Below are 20409 nucleotides of genomic sequence, written 5' to 3'. Positions count from 1 at the left end.
TAGCGTCAATCGGTTTTAATAGGAGACGCGCGTGGAACAGCTTGGACAAGATCTCGAAACCATGCGGCGTGTTCCGCTGGCCGATGCTCATGTCGATGCGATTTGCGAGATCGGTGAGGAAAAGACCTACACCGCTGGCACCATTGTATCCGACTTGGGCGATCCGATGGACACATTCGTCTACGTGCTCGAAGGGGAGATCGAGGTTGTCGATCCAAAATCGGGCGAGCGCCTGATGGAATCCAGCCTCGGCCCGACCCAGTTTATGGGCGAGATCGGTTTTCTGAACGCCGGCGTGCATTACCTCAAGATGCGCGCGGCCAAAGACACCCGCGTGATCGAGGCACCGCGTGCGGCGATGCTCGATTTGATGAGCCGCATCCCCGAATTGTCCGATCACATCATCACCGTCTTTGCAGCCCGCCGCCGCAAACAGTTCGAGCTGCGCAACTCTGCCGTGACGATAATCGGCGCGGATCGTGATCCAAAGGTTCAAGCGGTCGAACAGTTTATGTCGCGCAATCGCATCCCGTTCCAAAGCTTCGATATGGATGCGCGCGATGCGGAAACCGCAAAAGTCTGTGACCTCACGGGCCATCAACCATCCGTGATGCTTGGCACAGACCAAAAAATGGACGATCCGACGCCGCGCAAAGTGGCCCAATATCTCGGCCTTGACCTCAATATCTGTTCACAGCGCGATTTTGATTTGCTGATCGTGGGCGGCGGCCCAGCCGGTGTCGCGGCGGCGGTCTATGCCGGTTCGGAAGGGCTGGACGCGCTTGTTATCGAAGACACAGCCATCGGCGGGCAAGCTGGCACATCCAGCCGGATCGAAAACTACATGGGTTTCCCGACCGGTATCAGCGGCACCGATCTGACATGGCGCGGACAGATACAGGCGATGAAATTCGGCACCCGCTTTGTGATGCCTCGCCGCGTCAAAGGGTTGGAAAAGCGCGAAGACGGATCGTTCTGCGCGACTTTGGATGACGGCGATCAGATTTGCGCGAAAGCCATTCTCGTGAGCACCGGCGTGCAATACCGACGACTGCCGATAGAGAAGCTGGAAGAGCTCGAAGGTGCGGGCGTGTTTTACTCCGCCACCGAAATGGAAGCGCGCTTTTGCGCCAACACAGAAGCGGTCGTCATCGGCGGCGGCAATTCTGCCGGGCAAGCCGCCATGTACCTGTCACGCAGCGCAAAGCACGTGCATCTGGTCGTGCGCTCAGGATCGCTGGCCGCTTCTATGTCGAGCTACCTATCCAGCCGCCTCGAAGCCGATCCCAAAGTGACCATTCACTACCACACGCAAATCAGCGAGCTGCACGGGGATGACTGGCTAAACGGGATCACATTTAAGACACCCGAGGGTGAAACGCGCCACGACACGTCTGCCCTGTTCATCATGATCGGGGCTGCACCCAACACGGATTGGCTATCCGGCTTGGTCGAAACCGATGACAAAGGCTTTGTTCTGACGGGTGCCTGCGTTGGCCGTGAAACTCCGTTTGAAACGGGCACAGACGGCATTTTCGCAGTCGGCGATGTCCGCAGCGGATCGGTGAAGCGCGTGGCCAGCGCCGTTGGCGAAGGGTCAGTGGTTGTCAGCCGCATCTGGACCTATCTGGATAGCCTGAAAGAATAGACGAGCTTTCGAGTTTCGTTGCAATTTCAATTCGTTCTCGCCATCATCTCCTTTGATCTTTGGGAGCAAGCAGTTTGAAATCCGGTTTTTTGACGGCAGTCTGTCCAATTATCGCCGCGCTATTTCTGGCCCAGCCGGCAAAGGCCGATTGGTACGAAGCATCCTCCGATCATTTCATCATCTTTGCAGATGACGACGAGGAAGAACTGCGGAGATACGCCGAAAATCTTGAACGGTACCATGGCGCGATGGAACACTTCACCGGCCGCGCCGTCGAAAAACCTAGTCCTTCGAACCGCATATCAGTTTATGCCGTTGGCTCTCTTGGCGAAGTGAGGAAGCTTGCCGGGTCAAACAGTATCGCCGGATTCTATATCCCGCGCACAGACGGCAGCGTCGCTTTTGTGCAGGACATCCGCAACAAAGAAGGCCGTCCTGACCTGTCCAGCGTGGTCTTGCTTCATGAATATGCGCATCACTTCCTCAGCTCGACCGACCGTTTTGCGATGCCGCTGTGGATGAACGAAGGTGCGGCAGAGTTCTTTTCTGCGGCACGTTTCCGCGACGACGGCTCCGTTCTTTTAGGTCTGGCATCTTCACACCGGGATTCCACAATCTTTTGGAAAGAGGAGGAAATGACACCGGTTCGCGAAGTATTCGGACTTGATTGGCAGACCCTCAGCGGATGGCAGAACAAAGCAAAGGATTCGTTCTATGGACGCAGCTGGCTTCTCTATCATTACCTTTCGATGGATGAGAGCCGTTCGGGCCAACTGCGGCAATACTGGCTCGAAGTGCTTAAAGGCACCCCTTCGCCCGAGGCAGCGCAGAATATCTTCGGAGATTTCGGTGTGCTCGAACGGCAACTGAATTTTCATTATCGCAGCCGCAGCCGCCAGAGTTATGTCGTCAGCTCCGACGAAATCGATGTTGGCGCCGTTGTTTTGCGGCGACTGGATTACGGTGAAGCTGCGGTGATGAATGTCCGGATTCGCTCGGAGCGCGGCGTTGCTGGTCAAGATGCCACGGATCTGGCCGCAGAGGCACGCGCAATTGCAGCCGACTTTTCGGATAATCCGGCCGTCTTGGCCATGTTGGCCAAAGCTGAATTCGACGCCGAAAACGACGACGCGGCGATTGCCGCTGCAAACCAGGCTCTGGCCATCGACCCCAAACGAGTGGACGCGTATCTGTACAAAGGCCTCGCCGGATTTCGTAAGGCTCGCGGCGTCTCGGACGCTGCGCAGAAAGATGTAGCCTATCTGCGCGCGATGGAGGCCATGACCGGTTTGGCCGAGATTGAGGAAGCGCATATAATGCCCCTCATCTATCAGTACCGTCTGGATGCAGAACGCGGCATTGACCCGAGCAGTGACGCCAAAAACGCCTTGGTCAGGGCCGCCGAGCTTGCAGCTTTCGACGAAGAGCTGTGGCTCATCACCGGAATGATGCACATGAACGACGGACGCATCGCCGATGCAAGATCTGCACTTCAACCGCTGGCCAGCAATCCCCATGGGGGCGGGAAGGCCGAGCAAGTTCGCAGTCTTCTAGCGTATCTGTCAGATAAGCCGGAAGGTCAGGCAATTCCGGTGCAAGCCGCAATTTCAACATATTTTATCGAGGAATAGGCTCGCAAGCCTTCTTATTGGGCTTTTGACGTTTCATCTTTCCCTGACGATCGACTCGGTGATGCCTCGCAGATTGAAAGGCATCGCGGCGCGCAAACTAGCGTATACGCGCGTCGGTCTTGATCAGCTCTACCTCGAACAGGGTGGGCCACAGCTTGCCAGTGACGAACAAACGCCTGTTTTCTGCATCCCACGCAATGCCATTCAACACCGCGCCAAATTCCGTCGCCTGCACTTCATTGATGACGGTGCGAAAATCGATCAGTTTGCGCACCACCCCGTCGGCGGGATCAATCGCAACTATGTACGGGGTTTGCCAGATATTGGCGAACACCAGTCCGTCTATCATCTCCAGCTCGTTTAGCTGGGACAGCGGCCTACTATTCAGCGTCACCGGAATGGTGCGCTCTACGCCGTAGTTTTCGGGATCGATCACACGCAGATTGGCGCTGCCGTCGGAGAATATCAGTCCGTCTTCAACTGTGGTGATGCCCCACCCTTCGAACGGAAAGCGATCGGTGGAGGCGATCAGGGATAAATCCGCCATCGACCAGCGATGGATCGCCCCGGCCTGCCATGTGAGGCTGATGAATTCATCGTCCCAAATCGCAATGCCTTCACCGAACTGATCCGCAGGAATAGGCCTCCGGGCGAGAATTTTGCCGGTCTCAAGATCAACCTTACGCACATCGGATTGCCCGACCCGACCCGTGCTTTCGTAAAGCGCGCCGGAATGCCACAGCAGCCCTTGCGTGAAGGCGGCCGGATCGTGCGGATATCTTGCGACAACTTTAGGCTGATAGACAACTGGCCCGGGATAGGCTGGTTCCTCGGTCGTTTGTGCCTGCTGTTGACTTTCAGCCGCGCTTTGTTCCTGCACTTGGGCGTTCGAGGGTTGCTCCCCGAACGCCGAAAGTGTGCAGGCTGCGAGAATGGCCCAAAATTGTAGCTTAAGGCGCATCTCTATTGTGACCGGTTCAGCGTTTCATCATGCCGCTGACAATTGACCCGAGAATTCCGCCAAGCGGGTTTCCGCCCGACGATCCGCCTGCGGGCGCACTGCCGCCGGTCACTTGCTTGGCCATATAGCCAGCAACTGCCATGGCGAGGATCGGGAGCATTTTCTTGAGCATGCCTTCATCCAAGCCGGTCATCGCAGCGACTTCACCTGCGACCGAACGGCTGACATCTTTGCTGCCAAAGATATTGCCGAGGATGTCGTTGCCCGGCTGACTTGGCGTAGGATCGTTACCCAGCACAGCGTCGAGAAGACCGCCGCCAAGGCCGCCTGCCAGAACACTGCCAAGCCCGCCGCCAGAGGAAGAAGAGCTGCCGCCGCCAAGAATGGCTCCGGCAAGGCCGCCAAGGCCGCCCAGCGGATCGGGCGTGCTCGTGCCGCCGGTTGCGCTGCGGCCCATGCCCGCAACAATCGCGGGGAGCAGAGCGCCCGCTGCCGATTTCGCGGTGGCTTCATCGACACCCAGTTCCTTCGCCATCGATGCGATGGCTCCGGTCTGCTGCAACATTTGTCCTAGGCTCATAATTCTCTCCCCGTCCCTGAGTTGGTTTGGTTATTTCTTACCGAAAAGGCCCGATGCCATGCCGACAATATCGTTTAGCGGATTGCCGTCGCCATCCTGATCCAGCATCGATGCGAAGCTTGAAAGCGAACCTTCGCCGCCGATCTGCTCAACGATCTGGTTCAGTACACCGCTATCTAGACCGGTTTCTTTCGCAGCCAGTTCGACAGTGTCGCCGTCTTGCTGGTGTGTCTTACCAAGCACCGCAATCGCTTTTTCAGCCATGGCAGGATCAATACCGACCTTCTCGGCAAGGTTGACAACATCATCCGGTGCGCCGCCGATGTTCTTCAGAATTCCGTCTAGCAAGCTCATAATTGTTCTCCCTAATAATCTAATTAGATAGCAGGATGGATCGCGCGCGCCGCAAAATAAAGTGAATTGTGAAATCCACGATTGTAAAAACTTTCAATGGAACTTCGCCCGGTTCGCACCATTGATCAGAAAAGAGGGAATTATGCGAGCCGTTAGCTACACATTTCTGACCATCGGGATCGTTGCTGCTGCGGCCACATCCTTCTCGCTGGTGCACACCGATTGGTGGTTTGTGCGGGCGCTGGATCTTGTGCGGGAGCCTGCGACTTATCTCTTCACCGCGCTCTTGATCGGCAGCCTTCTTGCCAAAACGTGGTTTCGCGGATGGACTGCACTGCTGCTCGGCTTTTCGGCTATCATCAACGTTTGGTGCATCTGGCCATATTCATCGCTCGCTTCGACACAGATCGAGCTTGCCCCAGATGCACCGGACAACCGCTGTTTCACCGCCTATTCGGCCAATGTGAAGATGGAAAACACCAACTTTTCGGCGCTAATCGAACAGGTTGATAAATATGATCCTGACATCCTGTTCCTGACGGAAACCGACGAAAAGTGGATTGAAGCGCTGTCGCCCATGCTTTCAAACTATCCGACAGTGCAAACGCACCCACAGGACGACACATTTGGCAAAGTGTTTGCCAGCCGTTTGCAGACAGTCGATGTCGACTTCAATGAGAAGGAAGGCGAGGACACACCGACCCTCTTTTCTCTGTTGCGAGCAAGCGACACAGCTTTGATCCGGTTTACCGGCCTGCATCCGAAAGCTCCCCTGCCCGGTCAAAATACTGAGCAACGCGACCGCAGCATCGTGCGCGCGGCGAAAATCGCCGATGGTGATATCGCCGGTGCAATCGTGATGGGCGATTTTAACGATGTGCCGTGGTCTCGCACAACAAGCGAATTTCGTGACAAGGGCGAATGGAGCGATCCACGTATCGGCCGCGGGACTTTCCCGACCTTTCCTTCCTTTGCGCTGCCAATTGGCTGGCCACTGGATCAGGTGATGGTCAAAGGCGACGTGGCTGTACGCAGTTTAGAAGTGATGGACTCCAATGGTTCCGATCATCGTGCCTTGCTTGCACACTTCTGCTTACCCAGACCTATAAATATTCAGCGCTAACATCAGAAACAAAAGCCCCGCACCGGTCTTAACGCCGGGCGGGGCTTCCTCTCCAACCGAGAAAGGGGTTTACGCGGCGACAGGTGTCGCCGGGGCTGCCTGGCGCACGCCTTCATCAACGTGGGCAGCAAATTCTTCGAAGTTATCGATGAACAATTGCACCAGCTTATGCGCGGTTGCGTCGTATTCGGCCTTGTCAGACCATGTGCTGCGGGGATCGAGGATCGACTGATCGATGCCCTTCTCCGCAAGAACCGGAACATGGACCGGCACTTCAAAGCCGAAATTACCGTCTTTGCGGAATTCTACGTTGTCCAGATCACCGTCGAGAGCTGCATTCAGCAATGCGCGGGTTGCCTTGATCGGCATCCGGTTGCCGACGCCGTATTTCCCGCCGGTCCAGCCAGTGTTGAGGAGCCAGCACTGAACGCCGCCGCTCGCGATGCGTTCTTTCAGCAGGTTACCGTAAACGCTTGGGTGGCGCGGCATAAACGGCGCGCCGAAACAGGTCGAGAATGTCGCCTCAGGTTCGGTCACACCGATTTCGGTGCCTGCGACTTTCGCCGTGTAGCCCGACAGGAAGTGGTACATCGCCTGATCAGGTGTCAGCCGCGCAATCGGAGGCAGCACGCCGAACGCATCGGCTGTTAGCATCACAACATTGCTGGGAACCGGACCGAGATTTTTCTCACTCGTGTTCGGGATATAATGGATCGGGTATGCACCGCGAGTGTTTTCGGCGAGCGAGTTGTCGTCGAAATCCAGTTCGCGGGTTTGCTCGTCCATCACGACATTTTCGAGCACGGTGCCGAACATCTTGGTGGTCGCGTAAATTTCAGGCTCTGCCTCTTCGGACAGGCGGATCATCTTGGCGTAGCAGCCGCCTTCGAAATTGAAGACTGCGGTGTCCGACCAGCCATGTTCGTCATCGCCGATCAATGTGCGCGATGCATCAGCCGATAACGTCGTCTTACCCGTACCCGATAGGCCGAAAAACACCGCCGTCTTACCGTCTGCGCTGACATTTGCAGAGCAGTGCATCGGCATCACGCCTTTGGTCGGAAGCAGATAGTTGAGAATGCCGAAGACACTCTTCTTCATCTCGCCCGCATAGCGCGTGCCGCCGATCAGGATCAGTTTCTCTGTGAGGTTCACCGCAATCACAGTTTCGCTGTTGGTGCCATGACGGGCCGGATCGGCTTTAAAGCTGGGCAGATCGATGATTGTGTATTCGGGCGCAAAATCGACCAGTTCGTCTGTCGTCGGACGCACCAGCAATGTACGGATAAACAGGTTGTGCCAGGCAAGCTCATTTATCACGCGCACATTCACGCGGTGTTCCGGCTGCGACCCGCCAAACAGGTCAGCGACATAGAGCGTTTCTTTGCCCGCGACCGCGTCCATGAAATCGGCTTTGAGGTTGGCAAAGTGCTCCGGCGTCATGGAGGCATTGACCTTGCCCCACCACACTGTGTCCTCTGTCGTGGCATCGCGGACGATGAATTTGTCCTTGGCGCTGCGGCCCGTTTTCGCTCCGGTCTGAACCACCAAAGCGCCGTGCTTGGACAAGGCACCCTCACCTGCAGAAACGGACGCCTCGACAAGGGCTGGAGTGCCGAGATTGGGGTGGATCTCCGCCTGTGTTTCGATTCCGTGGCTGGACAGCGATTGAGCGAGAGGCGTCAACGTAATTACTCCGAGAAAATGGACTATGGCCCAGCAGCGTTCGCGCGATTCACTGGATTCGGCTCGCATTTCGCATACGTATGCACAAAGGTCTAGACCAGACCGGCATATCTGCCCAATCCTGTGCGAAAAGCGCGGCAATCCGAGACATAAGCGTCGTCTACGCGTTGTTTCGGCGCATCGAACCCGCTAGCAACTGGAGAAGCGATATTGGCAGGCGGATTTATATGTCTGCCGGAGGACACAAATGACCGAAAACACGTCAGAAATTCCAGCCAGTGAAGACGCGCCTGTCATTGCTCTGGTCGATGATGATCGCAACATCCTGACGACGGTCTCCATTGCGCTACAAGCCGAAGGCTTTGTGACGCGGCTCTATTCTGATGGCGAAACGGCGCTCAAGGCGTTGATAGAAAACCCGCCCGCCCTTGGTGTCTTTGACATCAAGATGCCCAAAATGGATGGAATGGAATTGCTGCGACGGGTGCGCGAGCAAGTGACGCTACCGGTTATTTTCCTGACGAGTAAAGACGACGAGGAAGACGAGGAAGCCGGTCTTGAATTGGGGGCGGATGATTACATCGCCAAACCGTTCAGCCAGCGCCTGCTGATTGCCAGAATCCGCGCGATCCTGCGCCGTGCCGATCCGATCCGTGAAACCGCGGGAGACGGCGGCGAGGTTATCCAACCCGCCGCTAGCGATATTGCCCGTGGCCGCCTGACCATGGATCCCGCGCGCCATCACGTAACCTGGGATGATCGCCCCGTCAGTCTGACAGTCACAGAATTCCTTATTCTCGAAGCTCTCGCCGCGCGGCCCGGAGTGATCAAAAGCCGCAACCAATTGATGGACGCCGCGTATCCGGACGACATCTTTGTCGACGACCGCACAGTGGACAGCCATATTAAACGGATGCGCCGCAAATTCAGAAGTGTCGACCACGAGTTTTCTTCGATCGAAACACTCTACGGAGCAGGGTACAGCTTCAACGATGGCTGAAGAAGCTGCGTCCACTGTAAGCGATGAAACGCTGAGCCCGGTTGGCCGGTTCTCGCTCACCGCGCGTATTCTCGCGGTGAATATCTTGCCGCTGGCGTTGCTTGGCGGCGGACTGTTCTACATCGACAGTTACCGCACCCAGTTGATTGACGAGCGTTTCAAGCTAGCCCGGATCGAGGCACAGATTACCGCCGAAGCCCTCGCAGGCGCTACCCGTGAAAGACAGGAGGCGCTGCTTGTCCAGATCGGCAAAGAGCAAGGAATGCGGCTGCGCATGTTCGATGCCGAAGGCTTGCTTTGGGCGGACAGTTTCGAGCTTGATGAACCAGCATTCGAATTCAACGATATCAGCGACGATACACAGAGCGAACGCTTCGCGCGCTGGCTGGATCGGACCGTTGATGCCATTGTCAGCGCAGAGCCCGTAACCGACTTTGTTGAACCCGAAGGTCAAACCGCCGATGCATGGCCCGAACTGGTCGCCGCTCGGGAACAGGAAGTTAGCCAGATCAACCTGTATGACTGGGTTGACGGCACGCCCGTTATCACCGCCGCCGCCCCGGTCGGATTGAACGGGGCGACCCTGCTGACCGTTCGCAACGCTGCCGATATTACCGCAACGGTGCGGTCAGCACGTTCAACTCTGGTTTCAGCGGTCTTGCTGGTCCTTTTCGCCTCGGCGATGCTCTCACTGTATCTCGCGCGCACAATCGTAACGCCGCTGCGCCAGCTTTCACAAGCCGCAGTCAAGGTAAGGCAAGGCCGCGGGCGAGAGGTTGAGGTACCGCGCCTGCCCGAGCGCAGCGATGAAATCGGTCTGCTTGCCCGCGCCGTTTCAGATATGACCGGCGCGCTGCGCCAGCGGATTGATGCGGTGGACAGCTTTGCCGCCGACGTCGCGCACGAGATTAAGAACCCGCTCGCCAGCCTGCGCAGTGCGGTGGAATCGCTCCCGAAGGTGGAAGACGCAGATACGCGGCGCGAACTTGAACAGATCGTGAGCCACGATGTTCGGCGGATTGACCGGCTTGTCACCGAAATATCCGATGCGAGCAGAATTGATGCAGAGATGTCGCGCGCCAAGCGCGAGCCAATCGATATGGCTGATCTGGTCCGTGCGATTGTCGGCAACCGTGAATACCGATCGGAAAACCAGAACCACCAGATCACTTTGAACACAATCGGATTTGCAGCGACGGTGCTGGGTGTAGGTGTGCGACTGGAGCGGGTTGTCGAAAATCTGCTCGATAACGCTGTGTCGTTCTCAAAGCCCGGTGCGCCGATCGAAGTTCTGATCGACAATGATGGATCGTGCGTCACATTGTCCGTCTGCGATTCGGGCCCGGGCATACCCGAGGCCTCGCGCGAGAAAGTCTTCACTCGCTTTCACTCTGTTCGCCCCGAAAGAGAGGATTTCGGCAATCACTCTGGCTTGGGCCTCGCCATAGCTCGGGCCATTGCAGAGGCTCATGATGGCTCGCTCATTGCGGAAGACCGGCCAGACGGGCAGGACGGCGCTTGCCTGAAACTTCGCCTTCCGGCGGCATGACCGAAGAAAACTCTATCGTAGTTCAAGCCAGCGCCGTCGCGATTGCGGGGCGCGTCTTGATGATCGAAGGGCCACCGGGCAGTGGCAAATCATCGCTCGCGCTCGCTTTGATTGACCGCGGCGCAAAGCTTATTGGCGATGACGCGGTTACCCTGTCGGTGGACAGTGGCCAGATAATCGCATCACCCCCACCGAATATTGCGGGCCTGATCGAGGTCCGAGGGATCGGCCTGATCAAGCTTCCCCTTGGCGAACCGGCGCCGCTCTCCTTGATCCTGTCGCTGGGTGAAAAGGGTCCGCGCCTTCCAGAGACTATCGCACATCGTGAGATTCTTGGTATCTCAATTCCTACCCTACCCTTCTTACCCGGAGAAATCGCACCGGCAGTCCGGGCAGAATGGGCCTTAAACACACACGGGTTGGCCTTCGGGTAAGTCCAGCAATGGTGCGTTTGCAAAAAAGGCGCTTTCCATTCGACCCGTTCCTCGCGAAACAGAGGTATGGAAAGTTCAAATTCCACCGATTCCCGGTCTGACGGGGCCGAGTTGCAGCGTATATTGCTGGTCACCGGACTATCCGGTGCAGGCAAATCCACAACGCTCGGCGTGCTCGAGGATCTGGGTTGGGAAACGATTGATAACTTTCCGGTGCGACTGCTTGAACGGCTTGTCACCAATCCGGATCAGCAATCCGACACAGTTCGCGGCCCGCTTGCCATTGGCTTCGACTCGCGCACGCGCGGTTTCGTGCCTGCTGATATTATTGCGCAGTTGAAAGATTTGACGGGCCGCGATGATCTGTCTGTCAGTTTTATGTTCATCGATTGTGCCGATGCCGAGCTGGAACGGCGGTATAACGAGACGCGCCGCCGCCATCCGATGACCCAAGGCCGCCCGTTGCTAGACGGGATCGGTGCCGAGCGTGAACTGCTTGAGCCGCTGCGCCGCTGGGCAGACATTGTGGTCGACACCAGCAACCTGTCAGCAAACGATCTGCAAAACCATGTACGCGACCTGTTTGAAAAGCGCGATGATGGCGCCATGACGCTTACGGTTTCCAGCTTTGGCTTCGCCCGCGGTATGCCGCCGCTGGCTGACCTCGTTTTTGACATGCGCTTTCTCGACAACCCTCACTGGGTCGAAGGGCTGCGAGAGCTGACCGGTCAAGACGCGCCCGTCGGCGAGCATGTCCAGAAAGATCCCGCTTTTGCCGCAGCCTTTGATCAGATCCACGACCTGCTGTTGACGCTGTTGCCGCGTTATCAAGCGCAGGGAAAATCCTATGTCCACGTTGCATTCGGTTGCACCGGCGGACGGCACCGTTCGGTATTCACCGCTGAACGCATGGCTCAAGGCTTGCGCGATGCAGGATTTTCGCCCACTGTCCGGCATCGCAATTTAGGCTCACGCGCCGCCGACGAAATCGAACGCGGCAAGCGCCAAGGTAACTAACGGACCCACCCCCGCATGATTGGTTTGATCCTGGTCACTCACGGCCGCCTCGCGGACCAGTTTGTCGAAGCGATGGAACACGTCGTTGGACCGCAAGCGAACGTGGTCACCGTCTGCATTGGCCCCAGCGACGATATGGAATTGCGGCGCGAGGAAATCGCGACAGCAATCGGCGAAGTCGATAGCGGCAACGGCGTGATCATTCTTACCGATTTGTTCGGCGGGACACCATCGAACCTTGCAATTTCGCTGCTAGATACAGGCCGCGTTGAAGTGATCGCCGGTATCAATCTGCCGATGCTGATCCGCCTTGCCGGTGCGCGCAAGAGCATGAACGTTGTGGAGGCAGTGGAAGCCGCCCAGCACGCAGGCCGCAATTACATAACCGTTGCCAGTGAACTCCTTGGTGAAAGCGCCGCACCTGCGGCCGCGAAGGGATGATCCGGCAATGAGCGAACTGCGCCAGACCGTGACAATCGTAAACAAACGCGGACTTCACGCCCGCGCCAGCGCCAAATTCGTGGGCGCTGTCGCTGAATTGCCCGAGGGTGTTTCGGTCCGAGTTGCAAAGGCCCCGAATGAGGCTGCTGGCGGATCGATCCTTGGTCTGATGATGTTGGGTGCTGCCAAAGGCGATACTGTCGATGTGATCGTCTCGGGCGAAAACGCAGAGGGCGTGCTTGGTCAGATGGTCGGCCTGATCGAAGACGGGTTCGGCGAAGAATAGCGCGAGCTTACTTCGTGATTGGCCATGCGCAAACAGATCACTGGATTCTCTAACCCCACCGTTAAGTACCTGCGGTCTTTGCGGGACAAAAAACATCGCAAGCGTGCAGGCCAGTTTCTGGTCGAGGGGCTAAGGCTGCTTGAAGACGCGCGTGAAGGCGGCCGGTTGCCGCGTCAGATCGTGCTTGCCGAAAATCGCGATCCGCATCCGCTGTTGGAACGGCTCGAAGCGGATATTATAGCAGCAGGCGGCGAAGTTATCGAAACCTCTCCCGATATTCTGACCAAAATCACCGGCAAGTCGAACTCGCAAAGCGTGGTCGGCGTGTTCGATGAATGGGACACCGGTCTTGAGCATATTGACCGCGGCGCCGCGCAAATTTGGCTTGTGGCGCAGGCACTGCGCGATCCGGGCAATCTTGGCACAATGCTGCGCACCGGAGATGCCGTGGGTGCTGGCGGGTTGATCCTGATCGATGATTGCGCCGATCCATTCAGCGCCGAAGCCGTCCGGGCGAGCATGGGCGCGGTTTTTACTCAAGGCATTGCTCAAGCGCGCTGGGAGGATTTCGTCCCGTGGCTTCGTTCCGGATCGGGCCAATTGGTCGCGGCCAGCCTGCGCGACGCCGTACCCTATCGCGGCGCGCCTTATGCAGCGCCCTGTTTCATCCTTGTCGGCAACGAATCCCAAGGACTGCCAGAGGCCTACGAAGCCGAATGCGACCTTCGCGTGACCATGCCAATGCGCGGGCGTGCCGATAGCCTGAACGCAGCCGTCGCGGGCGCGGTGTTGGCTTATGAGGTTCTGGACAGCTTTTAGAAAAGCGGAGCAAAGAGTTCGGATTGCATCCAATTTCGTGACTCCCTTCCGCGTTCGTAGTATTCTTCTCGAATGAAAGCATGGTTCACCCGCCGCTATCTCGACATCCTTGGCTCGATCTACATCTATAACGAGCATCGCGGCTACACCGCGCTTGACCGGGTTCTTGAAGCGGTAAAGCGCAAGCATCCCGACGCGGTCGAGTTCATAACCGCTGTAGAGAAACACCGGGCTGACGAACGAAAACATTATGTGATGTTCAAACGCTGGTTTGAGCTTCAGGGTAAAAAGCCGATCGCGGTTGACCGGACATTTGGCCATATTGACCGGTTTATCGAGCTGACCTTTGGCACGTCTATCGACGATCTCGATACCGATGCGATTGTGGCCAGCGATGATTTGTTTGAACGTTTATGCCGAGTGATCTCGCTTACTGAAAAACGCGGATTGAAGCAGGTGGATATCCTGCTCGACCATCCGCTAGTGAATTCGGACAAAACGCTAAAGCGGATATTCGAGATTGTTCACATCGACGAGCCGAGCCATTTCGAACCTTATGACAAATGGCTGGCCGCGAATGCACGGCGAAAGCCCAACCGGCGTGAACTATGGATCGACAGGATGATCCATTCCGAGCTGCTCTTTATAAAGCTGCCTCTGCTCTTCATCTGGTTCGGTGCGCCGCGCCGTACAGAATGGCGCGATGTTGGCGAGCATAATCCGCGCCCCATGCCGCGCTCTGCGGTTCAGGCCTGAGCAGACCGGGCGCTACTGCCTTCGAACAGCCATGATCGAACGTTTCTTCACTCGGCGCGCTGGCGGCATGCTTCTCCGCAATACGGTGGTTAGCACCGGTGTGTTTGCCATCGGATTGGGCGTGCTGTGGCTGTTGGTCGAATTTGCGGGAGTCGATCCGGTCATCGCGACCGCAATCAGTTTCCTGATAGCCAATTCGATACATTATGTGTTCGGGAGAACATGGATCTTCGCAGGGTCGGATCGCAAGGTTTCGACAGGCTACCTGTTGTTTATCCTGAACGCCCTCGTGGGGCTTGCCGTAACCGTCGGCTTGTTCTGGATACTCACGGAATACACAGCGATAAATTACCTTGTCGCGCGTGTGATTGTGTCCGTTTTCGCTGGACTGGCGGTGTTTGTTTTGAACGCAGCGTTCAATTTCAAAAAGGTCTAGATTGCGAGCCTATCAGCGCGGAATGCCCACGCTGATAGGCTGCAATAGTTGTCAGCAATTAAGCAGCAAGCATTTCGTCATAAGCTGCACATGCTTCGGTCATACCGAAAGAACCGTCAGCAGCGCCGGCGGTCACTTTTTCTTGGATTTCGGTCATCTTGGCAGCCATTTCAGCCATGGCTTCCGGATCGCTGGCGAGGGCCTGCATCTTTTCGCCAAGTTCGGTTGCTTTGGCGGTCATCGCTTCTTCAGTGCAATCTTCAGCAGCAGCAGCTACTTCTTCGGTGCCTTCTTCGGTCGCTGCTGCGTCGGTTGTCGCCGCATCAGTTTCTTCGGTGGCTCCGCCACATGCGGTAAGCAGAAGCGCGCTCGAAAGTGCGGCTGTAAATACGATTGATTTCTTCATTTTGACCCCTCCAAATGTGTCAATTCCTAGAATAGGAACGGGGCAGGTAACACTGTCACACCTCTCGTCAATCGGGTTAACCAATTGGAGCGTGCATAGTATTGCAGCGATGACACAATTAGCCGCGTGAGGGGATGCTGATGCAGAGATATGGCATGGCGATATGCTCTATTCGGCAGCGTCGCGCCCGATCTGTTTGGTATCATCACGCGCATCGCTATCGTCCGCATCTGCCGCGTTGTAATTCGGAGTGCTTTCCACCAGCGGCACCTCTTCGATTTCGGCTTTGCCGATCTCGATACCTTTTTCCGCAAGGCGTTTGCCGGAGGAGAGGACGTTGCGTTCAAAGCTGCCGACGAATTTGTTGTAGTTTTTGACCGCGCTATCCAGTCCGCCGCCAACACGTTTCAGGTGCTCGCCCGCAACGCGCAGCCGGTCGTAAAGCTCCGCGCCCATCCGCCCGATTTCCTGCGCGTCTTTTGCCAGCCCGTCCTGCCGCCAGACCTGCGCAACGGTGCGTGCGATGGCTACGAGGTTCGTTGGCGTGGCGAGCAGCACGCGGCGCTCGAACGCGAAATCCCACAATGTTGGATCAGCATCCAAAGCGGCGGTCACGAAGTGTTCACCGGGGATGAACATGATCACATAGTCGGGCGCTTCTTCGAATTGGCTTTGATAGCTTTTCGCGCTCAGCGTCTGGACGTGATTGCGCATGCTTTTGGCGTGGGATTTCAACTGAAAATCGCGCGTATCATCATCATCAGCCTCAAACGCTGCCTGATACGCGTTGAGCGAGACTTTGGAATCGATCACGAGCTTTTTCTGCCCCGGAACATTGATGATCGCATCTGGGCGAAGCCGCCCTTCCTCGGTGTCTACCGAATGCTCCATCATAAAATCGGTGTGCTGTGCGAGGCCGCATTGTTCGAGCAGGTTTTGCAAAGCACGCTCACCCCAGCGACCGCGCGCTTTGGGGGCGTTGGTGAGCGAATTGCCAAGCCGCTGCGCCTCGCGCCGGACTTCTTCTTGCCCCTCGCGCATGGACTGGATCAGGCCGTTGAGCTGGCCAAACGCATCAACCCGCTGCTTCTCCAGCGTTTCGACCTGCTGTTCGTATTTCGCCAGCCGCTCGCCGACGGGATTGAGCAAAGCCTTGATCTTCTGCTCGCCGGTTTCCTCGGACTGTTTGAAACGCTCATCCGCGCGGCGCAGAAACGCCTCCTGCGCTTTGCCGAGCACCTGAGCGCCGGTGTTTTCGAATTCCTTGAGCAGCTTATCGCGGGATTCTTCGAGCAGCTTCTTTTGCTCTGCAAATCCAGCCCGCTCGGCCTTGAACGCGGCGTTCTGCTCGCGTGCGGTTTCGAGCTCGGCGGCGAGAGCATCGGCGCGGCCAGCGCGTTCTTGCGCCGCAGAGAGCTTCACCTGAGCATCGCCCAATTCGGCAATCGCAGTCTTGAACTCACCCTCACGCACGCCGAGCCGATCACGCAAATCAGCCGCTGGTTTCCCTCCCAGGAACCACCCTACAGCCAGGCCGATCAGCAGCGCGAGAATGCCGATAGCGGCAATGACAATGTTTGCATCCATTCGCAGAACATAGCTGGAACGAACGCTGACGCCAAGGCGCAATCGCGGCAGGCTTGGAACCAATCCCCAACATCATTCGCTTGATAGCTAAAGGAGAAAAACGATGTCGATCAAAGAGATGATTCAGGATCACCCGCATGTGGGCGATGATTACAACGCGGAACTGGGTGAGGCGGTTAAGCACGCAATGTATGGCGCCGCTATTATGAATTCGTGTGCCGATGCTTGCCTCGCACAGACAGACCAGGATCGAAGCGAATGCATCCGCAGGTGCCTTGATGCGTCTGATGCCTGTACAGCCTTTTATCGTATTGGTTCGCGTAGAACGGGCCAAAACGTGATCGCAATCCGCGCAATGGGGCTGGCCACGATTGTCGCATGCGAACAATGCATTGAGCATTGCTCAATGCATGACGACCGGCACTGCAAACGCTGTGTCCAAATGTGCAATGAAGTGATCCGTGATGTGAAGGCAGCGATAGGCCGGATGAAAACCGAAGTTTAAGCCGCCTGCCGCAACTTCTTCAGCTTCTTCAGCGCCATACCGCGCTTTAACCGCGAAAGGTGGTCGATAAACAGGATGCCTTCGAGGTGGTCCATCTCGTGCTGCAAACACGTGGCGAGCAGACCTTCGAGGTTTTCTGTGTGTTTCTTGCCGTCCAGATCCTGATACTCGACAGTGCAGGTCGCGGGGCGATCCACGTCAGCGTAAATCTCTGGTACGGATAGGCAGCCTTCCTGATAGGTGGACAGCTCTTCTGCCGGATCGACAATCACCGGATTGATAAAGACGCGCGGCTCTTTCTTGGTCGGTTGATGCGTGTGTGCCCCGTGGTCATGCCCATGGTCGTGATCGCACTCCTCCGGCTCTGCATCGGGATCATCGGGTTGAAGATCGATCACCAGCACCCGTTTGGGCACGCCCACCTGGATCGCGGCCAGACCAATGCCGGGCGCGTCATACATGGTTTCAAACATGTCCTCGACGAGCGCTTTGAGATCGTCGTTAAACTCGTCTGCTTCGACGGGAACGGACACGGTTTTAAGCCGGGCGTCCGGCACTTCAAGAATTTCGCGTATAGCCATGTGAGGGGATTTAGTGTGCGCGGTGCGTCGCCGCAAGCGCAATAGCGCGATCAGTCTGATCGATCGGACGTGAGCCATCCGGCGATCAACGTGAACAGTCCTGCTGACACGCCGGCAACGACAAACCATATCGCACCGAGCGTTGCCAACGCCTGCGTCGGCTCTCCACCCTCGTCTAGAAATTCGTTTTGCGGATTGTGATCAATTGCGACGAACAGAATAGCTATGGCTGCGGCCAGTCCGACGCAAACACCGACAGCCAGCGCGCGCCTCACCACGATCAGGTAACCGGCCGCCGCGCCCTAAGCGCCTGCGCCAATGTGCCCTCGTCCAGATAATCGAGCTCGCCGCCCACGGGCAGGCCGTGAGCAAGCTGCGTGATGCGGACATTGTGCTCCTCCAGCCGCTCGGCGAGGTAATGCGCGGTTGTTTGCCCTTCGAGGGTGGCGTTCATGGCGAGCACGACTTCATCGACTTCGCCGCCCGATACACGGTCCAGAAGGGTGGCGATATTGAGGTCTTCCGGTGCAACCCCGTCCAGCGCCGACAATCGGCCGCCCAGCACGTGATATCGCCCTTGAAACAGCCGCGCGCGGTCCAATGCCCAGACATCGGCAACATCCTCCACCACGCAAAGCGATTTCACATCGCGGCGCGGATCGGCGCAGATGCCGCAAGGGTCGCTCGTGTCTACATTGCCGCAGGTCTGGCATTCCACCAGCGTTTCCGACACGGCATCCAGAGCCTCCAAAAGCGCGGGCAAAGCCTGTTCGCGGTTCTTCACCAGCCACAGCACAGCCCGGCGCGCGCTGCGCGGCCCCAGCCCCGGCAAACGGGCCAATACGCCCGAAAGCGCTTCGATCTCTTGCGATGCCATGGGGGTAGAGATAGGGGCTGCAGCGGAAACGAGAAAGGCCAAAGCACCGCGTTATGCGCCCAAAATTGAAAATCGCTTTTATGGGCACGCCCGATTTCGCGGTGCCTGCACTCGCTGCGCTGCACGATGCAGGGCATGAGATCGTGTGCGTTTACACCCAGCCACCGCGCCCGGCGGGCCGGGGAAAAAAGCTACGCCCCTCCCCCGTTCAAGCAAAGGCAGAGGCGCTTGGGCTGGAGGTTCGCTCTCCCAAATCGCTGCGTAATGAGGCTGCTCAGGCCGATTTTGCCGCGCTGAATGCCGATGTCGCGGTGGTGGCGGCATATGGCCTGATCCTGCCGCAAGCGGTGCTGGATGCGCCGACGCATGGTTGCCTCAACATTCACGCCTCGATCCTGCCACGCTGGCGCGGTGCCGCGCCGATCCACCGCGCGATTATGGCGGGTGATGAAGAAACGGGTGTGACGATCATGCAAATGGAGGCTGGCCTCGATACCGGCCCGATGCTGCATATCATCCGCACGCCGATTGCGGACAAAACCACCGGCGAGCTGACCGCAGAGCTCGCCGAACTCGGCGCAGGCGCGATGGTCGAAGTGCTAGCAGACCTCGATAGGTACGACGCGCAGCCGCAAGATGATGGTGACACCACATACGCGCCCAAGATCGACAAGGCCGAGGCTCGGATTGATTGGTCTCTCCATGCAAGCGATCTGGTGCGCCATGTGCAAGGTCTCGCACCATTTCCGGGTGCTTGGTTCGAGCTGGAGGGCGAGCGGATCAAGCTACTGTCAGCCGAAGAAGTCAATCAAGCGGGCGATGCTGGAGCCATCCTCGATGATACGCTCACTGTCGCCTGCGGCAAAGGTGCAATTCGCCCCCTGCGCCTGCAACGCGCAGGCAAGCCAGCGATGAGCACGGGCGAATTTTTGCGCGGGCGGACCGTTCCGCAAGGGACGCAGCTCGATTGACCCGTTTCGCGCTGACATACGAGTTTGACGGCACCCCGTTTCAGGGGCTCCAGCGCCAAAAGCACGGGCCGACTGTGCAACAGGCGATGGAAGAGGCTCTGTTCAAGGTGACAGGTGAGGAATTAACCTTGTTATCCTCAGGCCGTACCGATGCGGGCGTCCATGCTATGGCGATGGTCAGCCATGTCGATATCGAGAAAGACCTGACCCCGTTCCGCCTGATGGAGGCCGTAAACGCGCATCTGCGCCCCAATCCCATCGGCGTGAACCATTGCGAGATTGTGAGCGAGGATTGGCATTCGCGCTTTTCCTGCCTTGGCCGCCGCTATCTTTACCGGATTGCCTGCCGCCGCGCGCCGCTTGCGCTGGCAAAGAAACGTGCGTGGCAAGTGCCTGCAAATCTTGACGCGGATGCCATGCAGCGCGCCGCACAGGCTCTTGTCGGGCGTCACGATTTTACGACGTTCCGATCGACCATTTGTCAGGCGAAAGACCCGGTGAAAACGCTAGACCGGCTGGATGTGGAGCAAGTGGACGGCCTGTTCGGGCCGGAGATTCATATCCACGCCGAGGCCCGCAGTTTCCTGCATCATCAGGTTCGCTCCATGGTCGGTTGCCTAAAACTGGTGGGACAAGGAACTTGGGAAGAAGCGCGGATTACGACCGCGCTCGAGGCACGCGACCGGCAGGCTCTTGGTATGAACGCGCCGCCGCATGGGCTGTATTTCGTCGAAGCGCTCTATCCGGAGGGGCAAAAATAG

24 protein-coding genes are annotated in these 20409 nt (G+C 57.4%); 15 read left to right on the top strand and 9 right to left on the bottom strand.

Annotation, left to right across the window (positions count from 1 at the left end):
- Positions 1-31: 31 nt before the first annotated feature.
- Positions 32-1648, top strand: a complete 1617-nt coding sequence (locus KCG46_RS07565) for an FAD-dependent oxidoreductase (protein WP_218404657.1) — start codon at positions 32-34, stop codon at positions 1646-1648.
- 74 nt (positions 1649-1722) lie between these two features.
- Positions 1723-3279: a hypothetical protein gene (locus KCG46_RS07560; protein ID WP_218404656.1), complete on the top strand. Its 1557-nt coding sequence runs from the start codon at positions 1723-1725 to the stop codon at positions 3277-3279.
- A gap of 97 nt (positions 3280-3376) precedes the next feature.
- Here KCG46_RS07560 and KCG46_RS07555 read toward each other — a convergent pair whose 3' ends face one another.
- The 3 genes from KCG46_RS07555 to KCG46_RS07545 form a co-directional block, all read right to left on the bottom strand.
- Complete coding sequence (locus KCG46_RS07555; RefSeq protein ID WP_369410176.1) at positions 3377-4159, bottom strand: glutaminyl-peptide cyclotransferase; 783 nt, start codon at positions 4157-4159, stop codon at positions 3377-3379.
- A 97-nt stretch (positions 4160-4256) separates the two neighbouring features.
- Positions 4257-4820 carry a DUF937 domain-containing protein gene (locus tag KCG46_RS07550; protein WP_218404654.1) on the bottom strand — a complete coding sequence of 188 codons (564 nt, stop codon included), beginning with the start codon at positions 4818-4820 and terminating at the stop codon, positions 4257-4259.
- A gap of 30 nt (positions 4821-4850) precedes the next feature.
- On the bottom strand, positions 4851-5174 hold the full coding sequence (locus KCG46_RS07545; RefSeq protein ID WP_218404653.1) for a hypothetical protein: 324 nt from the start codon (positions 5172-5174) through the stop codon (positions 4851-4853).
- A gap of 142 nt (positions 5175-5316) precedes the next feature.
- On the opposite strand from KCG46_RS07545, the gene KCG46_RS07540 reads away from it, so the two are divergent.
- Positions 5317-6297, top strand: a complete 981-nt coding sequence (locus KCG46_RS07540) for an endonuclease/exonuclease/phosphatase family protein (RefSeq protein ID WP_218404652.1) — start codon at positions 5317-5319, stop codon at positions 6295-6297.
- 69 nt (positions 6298-6366) lie between these two features.
- Here KCG46_RS07540 and KCG46_RS07535 read toward each other — a convergent pair whose 3' ends face one another.
- Positions 6367-7983, bottom strand: coding sequence for a phosphoenolpyruvate carboxykinase (locus tag KCG46_RS07535; RefSeq protein ID WP_218404651.1), 1617 nt, complete (start codon positions 7981-7983; stop codon positions 6367-6369).
- 247 nt (positions 7984-8230) lie between these two features.
- On the opposite strand from KCG46_RS07535, the gene KCG46_RS07530 reads away from it, so the two are divergent.
- The 9 genes from KCG46_RS07530 to KCG46_RS07490 all read left to right on the top strand — a co-directional run bounded on the left by KCG46_RS07530 (position 8231) and on the right by KCG46_RS07490 (position 14721).
- Positions 8231-8983, top strand: a complete 753-nt coding sequence (locus KCG46_RS07530) for a response regulator transcription factor (RefSeq protein WP_218404650.1) — start codon at positions 8231-8233, stop codon at positions 8981-8983.
- Entirely contained in the window at positions 8976-10532 is a 1557-nt protein-coding gene (locus KCG46_RS07525; RefSeq protein WP_218404649.1) for a sensor histidine kinase, read from the top strand. The genes KCG46_RS07530 and KCG46_RS07525 overlap by 8 nt, the downstream gene beginning before the upstream one ends.
- Positions 10529-10966, top strand: a complete 438-nt coding sequence (locus tag KCG46_RS07520) for an HPr kinase/phosphorylase (RefSeq protein ID WP_218404648.1) — start codon at positions 10529-10531, stop codon at positions 10964-10966. Before KCG46_RS07525 ends, KCG46_RS07520 begins: the two co-directional genes overlap by 4 nt.
- A 66-nt stretch (positions 10967-11032) precedes the next feature.
- A complete protein-coding gene (rapZ, locus tag KCG46_RS07515; protein ID WP_218404647.1) occupies positions 11033-11983 on the top strand; it encodes an RNase adapter RapZ in 951 nt (316 codons plus the stop codon).
- A gap of 15 nt (positions 11984-11998) precedes the next feature.
- Entirely contained in the window at positions 11999-12424 is a 426-nt protein-coding gene (locus tag KCG46_RS07510; RefSeq protein ID WP_218404646.1) for a PTS sugar transporter subunit IIA, read from the top strand.
- 7 nt (positions 12425-12431) lie between these two features.
- Complete coding sequence (locus KCG46_RS07505; RefSeq protein WP_218404645.1) at positions 12432-12710, top strand: HPr family phosphocarrier protein; 279 nt, start codon at positions 12432-12434, stop codon at positions 12708-12710.
- A 24-nt stretch (positions 12711-12734) separates the two neighbouring features.
- The gene (locus KCG46_RS07500; protein ID WP_218404644.1) at positions 12735-13529 is read left to right on the top strand and encodes a TrmH family RNA methyltransferase; all 795 of its coding nucleotides are present in this window, start codon (positions 12735-12737) and stop codon (positions 13527-13529) included.
- 72 nt (positions 13530-13601) lie between these two features.
- Positions 13602-14285, top strand: coding sequence for a ferritin-like domain-containing protein (locus tag KCG46_RS07495; RefSeq protein WP_218404643.1), 684 nt, complete (start codon positions 13602-13604; stop codon positions 14283-14285).
- A gap of 31 nt (positions 14286-14316) precedes the next feature.
- The gene (locus tag KCG46_RS07490) at positions 14317-14721 is read left to right on the top strand and encodes a GtrA family protein (RefSeq protein WP_218404642.1); all 405 of its coding nucleotides are present in this window, start codon (positions 14317-14319) and stop codon (positions 14719-14721) included.
- Positions 14722-14779: 58 nt separating this feature from the next.
- On the opposite strand, the gene KCG46_RS07485 is transcribed toward KCG46_RS07490, so the two are convergent.
- Positions 14780-15127 (bottom strand): hypothetical protein, encoded by a 348-nt coding sequence (locus KCG46_RS07485; protein WP_218404641.1) that lies wholly within the window; start codon positions 15125-15127, stop codon positions 14780-14782.
- 168 nt (positions 15128-15295) lie between these two features.
- Positions 15296-16714, bottom strand: coding sequence for a DNA recombination protein RmuC (locus tag KCG46_RS07480; protein WP_218404640.1), 1419 nt, complete (start codon positions 16712-16714; stop codon positions 15296-15298).
- Between the two features lie 103 nt (positions 16715-16817).
- Here KCG46_RS07480 and KCG46_RS07475 point away from each other — a divergent pair, with 103 nt between their 5' ends.
- Positions 16818-17219 (top strand): four-helix bundle copper-binding protein, encoded by a 402-nt coding sequence (locus KCG46_RS07475; protein ID WP_218404639.1) that lies wholly within the window; start codon positions 16818-16820, stop codon positions 17217-17219.
- Here the strand turns inward: KCG46_RS07475 and def are convergent.
- From def to recR, 3 genes are read right to left on the bottom strand one after another with little or no spacing between them, the layout of a single operon-like run.
- Positions 17216-17800, bottom strand: a complete 585-nt coding sequence (gene def, locus KCG46_RS07470) for a peptide deformylase (RefSeq protein WP_218404638.1) — start codon at positions 17798-17800, stop codon at positions 17216-17218. The genes KCG46_RS07475 and def overlap by 4 nt on opposite strands.
- A 50-nt stretch (positions 17801-17850) precedes the next feature.
- A complete protein-coding gene (locus tag KCG46_RS07465; RefSeq protein ID WP_218404637.1) occupies positions 17851-18075 on the bottom strand; it encodes a hypothetical protein in 225 nt (74 codons plus the stop codon).
- A 5-nt stretch (positions 18076-18080) separates the two neighbouring features.
- The gene (gene recR / locus KCG46_RS07460; protein ID WP_218404636.1) at positions 18081-18677 is read right to left on the bottom strand and encodes a recombination mediator RecR; all 597 of its coding nucleotides are present in this window, start codon (positions 18675-18677) and stop codon (positions 18081-18083) included.
- Between the two features lie 65 nt (positions 18678-18742).
- Between recR and fmt the strand changes: the two genes are divergently transcribed.
- Both fmt and truA read left to right on the top strand, forming a co-directional pair.
- Positions 18743-19648: a methionyl-tRNA formyltransferase gene (gene fmt, locus KCG46_RS07455; protein ID WP_218404635.1), complete on the top strand. Its 906-nt coding sequence runs from the start codon at positions 18743-18745 to the stop codon at positions 19646-19648.
- Positions 19645-20409: a tRNA pseudouridine(38-40) synthase TruA gene (truA, locus tag KCG46_RS07450; protein WP_218404634.1), complete on the top strand. Its 765-nt coding sequence runs from the start codon at positions 19645-19647 to the stop codon at positions 20407-20409. Before fmt ends, truA begins: the two co-directional genes overlap by 4 nt.

Origin of the sequence: Erythrobacter crassostreae (assembly GCF_019204045.1) — a bacterium.
In the GTDB taxonomy this organism is placed as follows: Bacteria; Pseudomonadota; Alphaproteobacteria; order Sphingomonadales; family Sphingomonadaceae; genus Erythrobacter; species Erythrobacter crassostreae.
Note: the sequence above shows the minus strand (reverse complement) of the source record. Positions and strands in the feature narration are given on the sequence as shown.